Consider the following 11984-nt stretch of genomic DNA (forward strand, 5'->3'; position numbering starts at 1 on the left):
CGGCGGGTGCGCATGCGCCCCTGTGCGCTCTTGTACCCCAAGGCAGCTTGTGGCACAACACAGCCATGCGCGTAATCACCACCATAGCCCTCTTTGCCCTGCTGCTGTTTACTCCTGCGGCCAACGCCGCCGACACCTACATGGTGGGTTTTCGCACGCTTGGTCAATGGTCGCCCGAAACCGGCCTGCGGCTGGATGTAAATGTATGGTATCCTTCATCACGCCCCCCGCGTGATCTCAACTACGCCCCGTGGGAGATTTCCGCCTCCCGCGCAGGCAAGGCGGTGGACGGGCGTTTTCCTCTGTTGCTGCTCTCGCACGACACCGCAGGCACGCGTTTTTCGTACCATGACACGGCCACATGGCTGGCTTCGCTGGGTTTTGTCGTGGCTGCGCCCAACCACCCCGGCGACAACATGGACAATATGGACAACCTGCTGACCTGGCAGCAGCTTGAAAACCGCGCCCAGGAGCTCTCTGGCAGCATTGACCTGCTGCTGCACGACCCGGAGGTGGAGCCCAGCGTCGACGCCTCGCGCATTGGCGTGGTGGGCTTTGGCGTAGGCGGGGCCGCTGCGCTGCTGCTTGGAGGCGCGCTGCCCGACTGCGAGGGCTGGGCAAGCTATTGCACCCGCACCACGCCCAACGACATGTACTGCAATACATGGGCGCGCGAACGCATGGAAGCGCTGTGCAAAAACCTGCCGCTTACCCATAGCCTGGCTGACCCCCGCATACGCGCTGTTGCCGCTGTCGCCCCCGGCTTCGGCATGCTGTTTTCGCGCCAGTCGTTCCACTGGTTTTATCCGCCCCTGCTGCTCATGGCCGCGCCCAACGACGCGCTCAACTCCCCGGCCCTGCACGCCCGGCGCATATACGAGCTCATGGACAAAAAGCCCCGCTGGCTCACCCTGCCGCAGGCCGACACAGGCTCGCTTATGGCCCCCTGCCCGGAATCGTTGGCGCTTGAGCTGCCCGAACTGTGCCGCTCGGTGTCGTCCGAAACGCGCACTGCCATACATAAACGCATGACTGAAGCTCTGGGCGACTTTTTTCTGCACTACCTCGGCAATGCCCAGAATCTGCCACAGATTCCGGCCCCGCCCGACCTGACCCCGCAGCCGCCCAAACCTGCTCCGGAGCCTGCCGCGCAGCCTGGCCCAAAACCCAAAAAGCGCCGTCCCGGCTAGGCGTGCAAAGGCATGTTACGAGCCGCTTTTCAGCAGCCTTGACAATTTCCGCGCTGCTCACTAAAGGGTTTGCCATGGCGGTAGATTTACTCCCTAGCGCCGATTCTTCCATATCCGGAACAGGATACTATGCGGAACACAATTTATTTGTTCTGTTTACTGCTTGCCGCCCTGGCCCCTGCGGCCGCCTTTGGCACTGACACCCAGGGAACCACCGAACAGCAAGGCTGGGTAGTCATGCCCGCCGGCGCTCGTTCGGCCTATTTTGGCATACATGGCGGCACCATGCCTGTCAGCCTGCTGGTGTATGGCGACGGCTCTTCGCTGGTGACCTTTGTGGGCCGCACCGGCAACGATTTTATTGACGTTTTGCGCCGGGCCGAGGTTTCCATGCCCAGCCTGCTCAACGGCACCACGCAGAGGTCCTCTGCGGGCAAGGCGGGGACCCCTTCCGCCAACGCCACGGCTGTTCTGATGGCTGGATCCTCAGCCAGCAGCCTGCCGGTGTTCAACGTCAGCGGCGAAGGCCTGTCGCAAATGGATGTGCCCCCCGGGCAGCTGCAGCCCTTTGGCCTCTCTGACAAAGCCTTGTCCATCGAGGGCGAGGTGACCGCGCCGCAGCGCCTTTCCACAGTCAAGCAGTACCGTTTGCTTTTACAGCCCCAGTATCTGCAACCCCGCCGCAACCAGCGTTAAAACAACGGCCGCGCCGCCTGCCCCGCCTTTCGACACGTCTGAGCCCGCCCTGCACCAGAGCGGGCTTTTTTTATGTAGCCTCTTGATTTGAATGTTTATAGAAGATAAGCTATCTTTCAGTTGAACAATTTGTCTCAGGAGCCAAGCCATGCCTATTTCTGACCATCTGGACGATCTCCAGCGCGTGTGTGCGAAAGCAGTGCAGCAGCACAATTGGCCGCTCGAAAAAGTATTCCGCTCCGGCCTTATGTCCATCAGGGAATACAGTGCTGACTACGATACCCTCATTGACGACAACAATCCCTTTTATCAGGAGTTTACCCATTGCTCGCAGCAGGATGCCATCAGCGAGGATGATCTGTTCAGCCTGTTTGAATGTCTGGTAATTTTTATCCGCATGCGGCAAATGGTCGCCCCCGGTCTGCGCCTCAGCGCTAAAGAACAAAGCGTGCTTGAATATTTTGAAACCTGCGGCGAGTGGACGGCCTGCGATGAGACGGTCGTGAGCCAATGGTACTGGAAGCACCTGCCCGAGACCAGCAGGCACCACTAGCAATAGCATCGAACAATAGCGGACTGCGAACCGCTGACCGCGTGCCCGCATGGGCACGCCAACAGTGCGACGCCGGAGGTTGCCCCCTTCCGGCGCTTGGCCGACAGGCTGCCAGGTTGTGCAAGCCTTGAAGGCAGACAGCGCGGCACACGCAAAGGGCGGGACATGCCAAGCATGCCCCGCCCTTTCTGTATTCTGTCAGGCAGTCTGATTATTTCTTGAGGTTTTCGGCCAGAAGTTCGGCGATGTGGTCAACCTTGATCTTGAGCCCCTGTTTTTCAGCGCCGCCACGTATCTGCATGACGCAGCCGGGGCAGTCGACCACCAGGCGGTCGGCGCCGGTGGCCTTCATGTTGGCGATCTTCTTGTCCAGCAGCTGGGCCGAGATTTCGGGGAACTTCACAGAGTAGCTGCCGCCAAAACCGCAGCACACTTCTTCTTCCTCGCAGGGCACGTATTCGGCGGCGTCGCCGATAAGTTCACGCGGGGCTTTTTTCACGCCCAGGCCGCGGCACAGGTGGCACGAAGCATGGTAAGTGACCTTTTGCGCGGACTTGTTGAAGTCCTCGGGCTTGAGGCCCAGCACGTCGTGCACAAAGGAACTGAAGTCGATGATCTTGGCTGCAAAGGCCTGAGCTTCCACAGTCGAAAAATCACTGTCCAGGATTTCAGGATAGTGGTGCTTGAGGTGACCGGCGCAGCTGGCGCACAGGGTGATGATGTAGTCGTAGTTGCCGCCGCGGAAGGCCGCAATGTTCTGCTTGGCCACATCCACCGATGTTTTGCGCTGCCCCATCATTTCAAGCGGCAGGCCGCAGCAGGACTGCTCCATGGGGAAGTCAACGGCCACGTTTTTGGCGGCCAGAATCTTCACGCAGGCTTCCAGCTCTTCGGGATAGATGAAGTCCTGGGCGCAACCGCTGAAAAGGGCCACGCGCAGGGTGGGGTTCTGCACCTTGGGGGCCAGATCGGGCCAACGATCGCGGAAGGACTTGTTGGCGATGGCGGGCAGAGCCTTGAAGTTGTGCTTGCCAAGGAACACCGCAGGCAGGTGGCGCTGGAACTGCGCCCCACGCGTAAAGGGCTTCTGGGCAAAACTGGCGAACTTGAGCAGTTTGTGAAAAAGCTTGCGGTTCTTCATCACGGCCGAAAGCAGATTGGCCTCAACGGGCGCGCCCTGCTCCGCGTTGAGGCGCGAGCGCACTTCGCGGATAAGACGCGGCAGGTCAATGCCGCCAGCGCAGACGTTGGCGCACGATTCGCAGCCCATGCAGTTCTGGCTGAGGATGCGCGCACGGTCCTTGCCGTGGAAGAAGTACGTGAGGATCAGACCAATGGCGCCAATGTAGATGTAGCCCATCTTGTGGCCGCCCACGAGGCGGTACACGGGGCAGACGTTGGCGCAAGCGCCGCAGCGCACGCAGCGGAACACCTGCGAGAACAGGGGATCCTTGGCGATTTCGGTGCGGCCATTGTCCAGAAAGACCACGTGCAGCACTTTTTTGTTATCGGCGCTGGCGGCGCAGGGACCGGCGCCGCACATCCAGGTAACGTAAGAGGTCAGGCGCTGGGCGGTGGCGTTGCGGGGCAGCACCTGCAGGGCCACCAGGGCGTCGTCCAGCTTGGTCACCAGCTTGTCCAGACCGGCAATGGCCACATGCACGCGCGGCAGGGTGGTGACCATGCGGGCGTTGCCTTCGTTGGTGACGGTAGAGATTGCGCCGTTTTCGGCCACGGCAAAGTTGCAGCCGCTCACGCCCATGTCGGCGGCGATAAACTTGCGGCGCAGCTGCACGCGGGCCACCTTGACCAGGCGCTGGATGTCCGAGTCCTGCTTGACGCCGGTGGCCTTGGTAAAGTCGTCGGCCACCTGATAACGCGACAGGTGGATGGCGGGCATAACCATGTGCGAAGGACCTTCGTGGCGCAACTGGATGATCCATTCGCCAAGGTCGGTTTCGTCCACAATCAGGCCGTTGCCTTCAAGGGCGGTGTTCAGCCCGATTTCTTCGGCGGTCATGGACTTGGACTTGACCACCTTTTTGACTTTGTTTTCCTTGGCAATGCGAACGATGATGTCGTTGGCTTCGGCAGCGGTGGCGGCACGGTGCACGTGCACGCCGCGCTTTTCGGCCTCGGTCTTGAACTGCGCGTACAGTTCTTCCATGTGCTGACAGGCATAGTCCTTTGCGTCGGCAATCTGCTTGATCAGGGCTTTTTCGTCCACTTCCTTGAACACGGCTTCGCGGTTGGCGCGGTAGGCCACGGCAAAGGTATCAAGGGTGCGGCGCAAAAATTCGTCGTTGAGGGCCTCGTCCAGTTCCTTATGATAGCCCGATGAGCTCTTGAGCGCGTCATGCATGGGTTAGTCCTCCAACAAAATGATATGCAGTTCCAGCGGCCCATGCACGCCCACGGCCGCCACCCGCTCGATATCGGCTGTACGGCTGGGGCCGGTCACCAGGGTGGTGTAGGTGGCGGAGCCCGCGTTCATGCGCTCGCGCAGCAACTGGGCCATTGCAGGCAGATCGGGGTAAATAGTGGATTTGCGCAGCATCAAAACGGACACCTCGGAGATCATGCCCGTAAGGCGCACATCTTCGCTGTCGGTATTGAGCATACAGGTTCCGCTGGCGGCAATGCCCAGTTCCGCAGTGGAAACACCCACATCGATACCGGCAAGATAGTTGCGCAGCCCTTCACGGATGCACAGAAAACCCTTTTCTTCGCAGGCGGCGGCCAGCGTGGCGTAATCGGCCTCGCTCATCTGCGGCGCGGCGACCACACGCTTGACGCGCGTAGGAACCTTGTTGGGGCCAAGCGGGCCCTGCTCGGTGCCGGGCTCGTCAGCCAGAAGTTCGGCAGGCGCCTTGTTGGCGCACACATCCACAATATATTGCAAGGCGGCTGCCATGCTGGGCACTTCCTGGACCACGGCGTTAACTGCCGCAGCCTTGGCGGAAAAGGCTTCTACCAATTCCTGCTGTGTCATAAATAACTCCTTTTTCAAAAACGCCTGGTTCGCTCACCATGCAGCATCGCCGTAAAAAACGAACTTGCCGCTGGCCATATCCAACCACGGACGACTCGCTGCGTATACCGCCAACGGCGCACAGCGTCAGGACTTCCAGACACGCCCCCGGTTCCGCTTCAGCCTTTGGGCAAAGCAGGCCGTCGGGCGAGAAGCGTCGGCGGGGAGCCCACAGATCCCCGCCGACGTTCCAATGTTACTTCAGGCTTTCGGCGTACAACTCAATGGTGTGCTTGACGCGCACGGAATCGTGATTGTGCGAAAGCACATCCTCAAGCTGCATCATGCACGCGGGGCAACCAGCGGCCACAATCTTGGCGCCGGAGGCCACCACGTTGTTGCGCTTGCGCTGGCCGATTTTGCGCGAGTAGTCATAGTGGAAGAGGTTGAACGAGCCACCGCAGCCGCAGCAACGGTCGGCCTCGGCCATTTCTGTCACCTTGTAGGCGGGGTTGGCCGCAATGATCGCGCGGGGCTGGCTGACCACGCCCAGCGATTTTTTGAGATGGCAAGAGTCGTGATAGGTCACGCTGACCGCATTGTCCTGGGGTTGAGCCGCAGGCTTCACATTGAGCACATCCACCAAAAAGGCGTTGATGTCCATGGCCTTGGCCGCAATTTCTTCGACCTTGCGCTTTTCAACAGAGCCGAGGCGGTGCGCATAGCGGGGCCACAGTTCCTTGAGCGTGGAGGTGCAGGAACCGCAGGGGCTCAGGATGTAGTCAAAGTCGCCGTTTTTGAGGGCTTCGACGTTCACGCGCATCTGCTCCACCATGCCCTTGGCGTCGCCGGACGAAAGGGCCGGGATACCGCAGCAGGTGAGGTTTTTGGGCATGAACACGGCCACGTTGTGATAACGCAGCACCTTCAGACAGGCCTCGGCCATTTCGATGTACATCTTGTCGCCCACGCAGCCGGGGAAGAACGCCACCTTGAGCCCGCCAGCGCGGCGGGGCTCGTCAAGCGCGCCATAACGGGCGTGCAGCGGCTTTTTTGCCAGGGGGTGAATGTGGCGGTCGCCCAGCATAAAGTTGAGCAGCGGGGCGCACACGGTACCCTGCGCGTCGTTGCTCGAGCCAAAAATAAGGCCCTGCATGGGCGCGCCAACACGCATGGCAAAGTTAAACAGGCCGGGCTTGGTCAGAAGAGAACGGAAAATCATCTTCTTGACCGGGTGCAGGCCAATAAACTCGTTTACGATTTCGCGGGCTTCCATGAAAACGTCCATAATCTGGACGCCCGGAGGGCAGGCGGCCTGGCAGGAACCGCACAAAAGGCAGCGGCCCAGTTTTTCAGCCACCGCAGCGGGATCCTTGATCATTTCATGGGCCAGATTATCAATAAGGGCCAGCTTGCCGCGAGCCACGTCGGCTTCCATACCGGTGGCGCCGAACATGGGGCACACGGCCTGGCACATGCCGCATTTCATGCAGGCAGTGATCCTGTCGTCCAGAGCCATCAGTCTCTGGGCCAGTTCGTGCATAGTACTCATGAAACGCTCCTGGAGCGGTTGAATTTTTGCTCTTGCTCGGCGATGCAGGGCCTGCGCCCCGCCGCCGAAAGAAACGTGGGTTACCCCTTGTCCCTACAAGTCCCAGGCAGCGCCTAGATGCCCACCAGCTTGGTGGAATTGAGCAACCCCTTGGGATCAAGAGCCCGGCGCAACCGCTGCGAGAAAAGAATGGTGCCGCGCGAGGTTTCTTTTTCCATCCACTTGGACTTGGCGGTTCCGATGCCGTGCTCGCCAGAAAGCGTGCCCTTCAGCTTGATGGCCATATCGAACATTTCGTCGATGGCTTCTTCCACGCGCTTGAATTCTTCAACGTCGCGCTTGTCGCACAGGAAGGTGGGGTGCAGGTTGCCGTCGCCAGCGTGGCCAAAGGTGCCCACTTCGAGGCGGTACTTGGCGGCGATGTCGTTGACGGCTTTGACCATGGCAGGAATCTGCGAACGCGGCACAGTGGCGTCTTCAAGCACGGTGGTGGGACGGGCGCGGGCCAGCACGGGCAGAGCCATGCGGCGGGCTTCCCAAAGCTTGAACTTTTCTTCGGCGTCCTTGGGCACGTGCACGGCGGTGGCTTTATTGGCCTTCAGCACTCTTTCAACGGCTTCGGCATCGTCCGCGACCTGGGCGGGGTGGCCGTCCACTTCGATAAGCAGGATGGCGCCAGCATCACGCGGCAGACCCGTCTTGGTGAAGTCGTCGACGCGCACGATGGTGTTGTTGTCGAGAAATTCAAGGGTACAGGGCACAACGTGGGCGGCAATGATGCCCGCCACGGCGTCGGCTGCGTTCTGCACATCGGCGAACACGGCCATCAGGGCCTTGGAGGCCTTTGGCGGCGGCACAAGCTTGAGGATGGCTTCGGAAATGACGCCCAGCGTACCTTCAGACTGCACCATCATGCCGGCAAGGTTGTAGCCGGTAACGCACTTGACCGTGCGCGAACCGGATTTGACCACTTCGCCCGTGGCGTCGAAAAATTCGATGCCCATGAGGTAGTCCTTGGTAACGCCGTACTTGAGACCGCGCAGGCCTCCGGCGTTTTCAGCAATGTTGCCCGCGAGGGTCGACACAGCCTGAGAACCCGGATCGGGGGGGTAGAACAGGTTTTTCTTGGCCACGGTAGTGGCAAATTCGGCAGTGATGACGCCCGGCTCCACCACCGCGTACAAGTCGTCGGAATTGATTTCGATGATGCGGTTGAGGCCGGTGGTCAGGATGACCACGGTTTCAGACTTGTCGGGGATGGTGCCGCCGGAGAGGTTGGTTCCCGCGCCGCGCACGGTCATGGGAATGCCGTTGTCGTACAGTTTTTTTACACACTGGCCGAGCTGTTCCTTGGTAGTGGGACGCACCACCAACGAAGGCATGACTGCGGGCAGCACCGCAGAATCATACGAGTAGCTCATGCGGTCGGCTTCGGAACTAAATACGTTTTCCTTACCGATCATGTCTTCAAAATCCTTAATCAACGCCTGGCTTGCCATAAGGCCTCCTTAAAAAGTCCGTCATCAACGTCTTTACGGTATGGCACAGACCGCGCGCCCCTTGCGCGGGCCTGATAGGTTTGATTCCCATAAGGCTGTTTGAACAGCCGGTCAACATTTTTACGAGAATGAAGACCTATAGCGTTGTTTGACAAGTTTGCAAAGGGCACCGGCCAAAAAACTTTGGTATCACAGTCTGACCTTCTCAAACCCATACAACGCGCTGCGGCTGATCATTGCCGCAAACAAACCAAAAACATCAAGGCAATCTGAATTGTTTTAGTGAGTTAAGACAACCAAAGAAAGAGAGAAGACAAAGGACGCAGCAGAGAGGCTCAACCCGTAGCCGATAAAAACACCTGAAAAAAGTGTAGCCGATGCCGCCTTAATAAACAAATATTCTCAGCAATACGGGTTTTGCAGAGTTGCTAAACAGAGCGGATTGTTGGCTGTGCGCGCTGGCCACCCCCGTAAGCGGCCAGACCGGGATCGGTGCGGACCGGTTGGCCAGCCGCCTGTCCCGCCCAGCAAGCTCTGGAGCAAATGCCGGGCGGGGCAACAGAGCGGATGGAAAGCCGCCAATGTCGCCGCCTGCTCGGTGCGGCTGCGGCAAGCAGCTTGGCCTTACTGGGCTTTTTGCTGGGTGGATTTTTTCCAAAAGAAAAAGTGCCCCATGGCCATGCCGCCGTGCCCCACGGCGTAGGCCAGAAGCAGCCACACAAAAAGGCCGTGCAGCGTTGCCGCCAGATGCGACGGGTTACCCAGCTGCCAAGATCTGAACCACCACAACCCGGTAAGAAGCGACAGGCTCAACGCCCCCATGCCGAGGCCCTGCACTACGCAGGCCAGCCCCTTGGGGCGGGGCGCGATGATGAGCTTGCCGCTGCGAATGGCGGCCGCATCCTTGGCGAGCTGCGCCATGTCGCCCCACAGATAGGGGAAATAATGACGCGGCCCCCGCATGCCAAGCCCGCAGGCAATCAGCCCAAAACCCAGCACGCAGAGCGCAAGGCCAAAAACCATGTGCATCGTGCCCAGCCCCAGCAGCTGGGTCAGCACCTGCAGCAGCACCATGCACACCACGACCGCGTGCAAAACACGCAACAACGGCGGCTGGAAAAAACCAAGAAAGCGCCACAACAGACCAAGCTGGGATTTAGGCATTGCGTCCACGCCCATAAAGGCCTCCTTGTTTTTTCCGCCCCGCCAGTGCTGACGGTTGTACAGCCAGCCGCTGCCGCAGCCGATTTTGCCAGTGCGCCGGTTGCTCTGCGTCAAAAAAACTGTGGCGGTACATCCGCAAAAAAACAAGCGCCGCCCCTAAGGGCGGCGCAGCATATCTAGTGATGGCACGAACAAGAAAGCATATGTGCCATTTTTTCTTTTTTGGTTCGCAGGTAATTTTCGTTTTCCGGGCACGATTCCATTTCAATGGGTACCCGTTCCACAATCTCAATGCCGTAGCCGGAGAGGCCCACGATTTTTTTGGGGTTGTTGGTGAGCAGGCGGATTTTGTGGATGCCCAGGTCAACCAGCATCTGCGCGCCGGTGCCGTAGTCGCGCAAATCGGGCGGGAAGCCCAGCTTGCGGTTGGCTTCCACGGTATCGTAGCCCTGATCCTGCAGCGCGTAGGCCTTGATTTTGTTGGCCAGGCCGATGCCGCGGCCTTCCTGCCGCATGTACAGCAGCGCTCCTCGGCCTTCTTTTTCGATCTGGCGCAGGGCCGCTCCCAGCTGGCCGCCGCAGTCGCAGCGCAACGAACCAAGCGCGTCGCCCGTGAGGCATTCGCTATGGATGCGGGTAAGCACCGGTTCGTGCGGGGAGAGGTCGCCCTTTATGAGCGCCAGATGCGTGCCGGGTTCGTTTTCGCTCTCGTAGGCGATAACGCTAAAGTCGCCAAAACGCGTGGGCAGATGGGCCTGGGCCACGCGGCGCACCGAGACCTGACCCCGGTCGAGCCGGTAGCGGATGAGGTCCTTGACCGCCGCAATCTTGAGGCCGTGTTCCTGAGCAAAAATTTCGAGATCGGGCATACGGGCCATGGTGCCGTCGTCGCGCATGATCTCGCAGATGACCGATGCCGGTTTGAGCCCGGCAAGACGCGACAGGTCAACGCCGCCTTCGGTTTGCCCGGCGCGCGAAAGCACGCCGCCAACCTTGGCCCGTAGCGGAAAGATATGACCGGGGGTCACAATGTCGTCAGGGCGCACGTTGTCTGCCACGGCAGCCTGAATGGTCGTGGCGCGGTCAGCTGCGGAGATGCCCGTGGTCACGCCCTCGCGCGCCTCGATGGAAATGGTGAAGTTGGTTCCAAAACGCGAACCGTTGCGCTGGGTCATCAGGGGCAGCTGCAGCCGGTCAATAATTTCAGGAGCCATGGGCAGGCAGATGAGGCCTCTGCCAAATTTGGCCATAAAGTTGATGGCTTCCGGGGTCACGTGTTCGGCGGCCATGGTAAGGTCGCCTTCGTTCTCGCGGCCTTCGTCGTCAACCAGAATAATCATCTTGCCCTGCCGGATGTCGGCAATGGCTTCTTCTATGCTGCACAGTGGCATGTCGCTTCCTTCATTGCCCAACGGGGGGCGTGAATTTTTTCTTTCATCAAAATTAGGTACGCAGGGGGGATCTGTCAACCGCAGGCCTCAAATACCCCGCAGGCCTCACCCCAGACTGCCGGTCAGATCCGCAGCGGGGCTGCCGCCGCCAACCGGCGTCTAGCCGTCAACGGCGGGTTTAAGCCCGACCTCGGCCAGCAGCTCCCTGACGGATCGGCCAAATAAAAAGGGAAGCATGGCGGCCGGCACGCCCGCGCGTTCCACGCAAAGCTCGCGAAAGGCGGCGTCGGTGCGGGCGGCTTCGCCCAGTTCGGCCACGGCCTGCTCGCGCTCGCTGCCTTCAAGCGGATTTTCGTGGCCGGGGCTACGCTCGACGGCAAGGCCGTGCCCCTGTTGAGGATAAAACCCCAGCCGGTCTGCCAGCTGCAGCACCTCCAGCACAGAGACCTGTTCTTCATGGGCGCTTACAAGGTCGGGCAACAGGGCCAAAACAGCCGCACTTACGCCCGCAAAGCCCGGGATCCCGCCGCGCAGGGCATTGAGGGCCGCAAACCGGCCAAGATGCCGCCCGCTAGCCAGCAGAGCCTCCAGCGGTCCCGTATCCATGCAAAAAAGCGCCTCGCACTGGGCCGGGCGGTGCTCGTAAATGCCGCAGCCCACGCCCTCGCGGTAATAACGACAGCGCCAGGGGTGCACCCTGCCGCCAAGCCCCGCGACCTTAATGCGCTCGCCTTCGAGGGGGCGCAGGGCCTTGCGCGAATCGTCGCGCGCCCATTCGCCCGCCCGCAGGCACACCAGCGACTCAAGGGTCAGCGTGCCGCCGACAAGCAGCGCCGCATCGCCGACCATCAGCGTGGGGCCTCCCAGCAGGCAGCACGTGCCGCAACGCCGGCACGACGGCTCTTCGCCATGAGCGGCGGGTGTGGACAAAAAAGGCTGTTGCTGCATGCTCATGCGGCCTCCAAAAC

At 60.4% G+C, this 11984-nt stretch carries 10 protein-coding genes; 3 read left to right on the plus strand and 7 right to left on the minus strand.

Features of this window, described 5'->3' with window-relative positions:
* Positions 1-65: 65 nt before the first annotated feature.
* From DDIC_RS11355 to DDIC_RS11365, 3 genes are all read left to right on the plus strand, one after another.
* A complete protein-coding gene (locus tag DDIC_RS11355; RefSeq protein ID WP_136400542.1) occupies positions 66-1190 on the plus strand; it encodes an alpha/beta hydrolase family protein in 1125 nt (374 codons plus the stop codon).
* A 129-nt stretch (positions 1191-1319) separates the two neighbouring features.
* Complete coding sequence (locus tag DDIC_RS11360; protein WP_136400543.1) at positions 1320-1886, plus strand: hypothetical protein; 567 nt, start codon at positions 1320-1322, stop codon at positions 1884-1886.
* A 148-nt stretch (positions 1887-2034) separates the two neighbouring features.
* Positions 2035-2439: a hypothetical protein gene (locus DDIC_RS11365; RefSeq protein WP_136400544.1), complete on the plus strand. Its 405-nt coding sequence runs from the start codon at positions 2035-2037 to the stop codon at positions 2437-2439.
* 211 nt (positions 2440-2650) lie between these two features.
* Here the strand turns inward: DDIC_RS11365 and ldhH are convergent, their stop codons facing one another.
* From ldhH to DDIC_RS11400, 7 genes are all read right to left on the minus strand, one after another.
* Positions 2651-4801: an L-lactate dehydrogenase (quinone) large subunit LdhH gene (ldhH, locus tag DDIC_RS11370; protein ID WP_136400545.1), complete on the minus strand. Its 2151-nt coding sequence runs from the start codon at positions 4799-4801 to the stop codon at positions 2651-2653.
* A gap of 3 nt (positions 4802-4804) precedes the next feature.
* Positions 4805-5431, minus strand: a complete 627-nt coding sequence (locus tag DDIC_RS11375; protein ID WP_136400546.1) for a LutC/YkgG family protein — start codon at positions 5429-5431, stop codon at positions 4805-4807.
* Between the two features lie 235 nt (positions 5432-5666).
* Entirely contained in the window at positions 5667-6962 is a 1296-nt protein-coding gene (locus DDIC_RS11380; RefSeq protein ID WP_136400547.1) for a heterodisulfide reductase-related iron-sulfur binding cluster, read from the minus strand.
* A gap of 113 nt (positions 6963-7075) precedes the next feature.
* A complete protein-coding gene (locus DDIC_RS11385) occupies positions 7076-8461 on the minus strand; it encodes an FAD-binding oxidoreductase (protein ID WP_136400548.1) in 1386 nt (461 codons plus the stop codon).
* A gap of 624 nt (positions 8462-9085) precedes the next feature.
* Complete coding sequence (locus DDIC_RS11390) at positions 9086-9640, minus strand: cytochrome b/b6 domain-containing protein (protein ID WP_136400549.1); 555 nt, start codon at positions 9638-9640, stop codon at positions 9086-9088.
* A gap of 161 nt (positions 9641-9801) precedes the next feature.
* Positions 9802-11016, minus strand: a complete 1215-nt coding sequence (locus DDIC_RS11395) for a bifunctional 3,4-dihydroxy-2-butanone-4-phosphate synthase/GTP cyclohydrolase II (protein WP_136400550.1) — start codon at positions 11014-11016, stop codon at positions 9802-9804.
* Positions 11017-11175: 159 nt separating this feature from the next.
* Positions 11176-11970 (minus strand): YkgJ family cysteine cluster protein, encoded by a 795-nt coding sequence (locus DDIC_RS11400; protein ID WP_136400551.1) that lies wholly within the window; start codon positions 11968-11970, stop codon positions 11176-11178.
* Positions 11971-11984 lie beyond the last annotated feature (14 nt).

Source organism: Desulfovibrio desulfuricans (genome assembly GCF_004801255.1).
Lineage (GTDB): Bacteria > Desulfobacterota > Desulfovibrionia > Desulfovibrionales > Desulfovibrionaceae > Desulfovibrio > Desulfovibrio desulfuricans_C.

Coding starts and splice junctions, on each gene's coding strand:
- DDIC_RS11400 (WP_136400551.1), bottom strand. CDS start 11,970: ATGAGCATGCAGCAACAGCCTTTTTTGTCCACACCCGCCGCTCATGGC.
- DDIC_RS11360 (WP_136400543.1), top strand. CDS start 1,320: ATGCGGAACACAATTTATTTGTTCTGTTTACTGCTTGCCGCCCTGGCC.
- DDIC_RS11380 (WP_136400547.1), bottom strand. CDS start 6,962: ATGAGTACTATGCACGAACTGGCCCAGAGACTGATGGCTCTGGACGAC.
- DDIC_RS11355 (WP_136400542.1), top strand. CDS start 66: ATGCGCGTAATCACCACCATAGCCCTCTTTGCCCTGCTGCTGTTTACT.
- DDIC_RS11365 (WP_136400544.1), top strand. CDS start 2,035: ATGCCTATTTCTGACCATCTGGACGATCTCCAGCGCGTGTGTGCGAAA.
- ldhH (WP_136400545.1), bottom strand. CDS start 4,801: ATGCATGACGCGCTCAAGAGCTCATCGGGCTATCATAAGGAACTGGAC.
- DDIC_RS11390 (WP_136400549.1), bottom strand. CDS start 9,640: ATGGGCGTGGACGCAATGCCTAAATCCCAGCTTGGTCTGTTGTGGCGC.
- DDIC_RS11395 (WP_136400550.1), bottom strand. CDS start 11,016: ATGCCACTGTGCAGCATAGAAGAAGCCATTGCCGACATCCGGCAGGGC.
- DDIC_RS11385 (WP_136400548.1), bottom strand. CDS start 8,461: ATGGCAAGCCAGGCGTTGATTAAGGATTTTGAAGACATGATCGGTAAG.
- DDIC_RS11375 (WP_136400546.1), bottom strand. CDS start 5,431: ATGACACAGCAGGAATTGGTAGAAGCCTTTTCCGCCAAGGCTGCGGCA.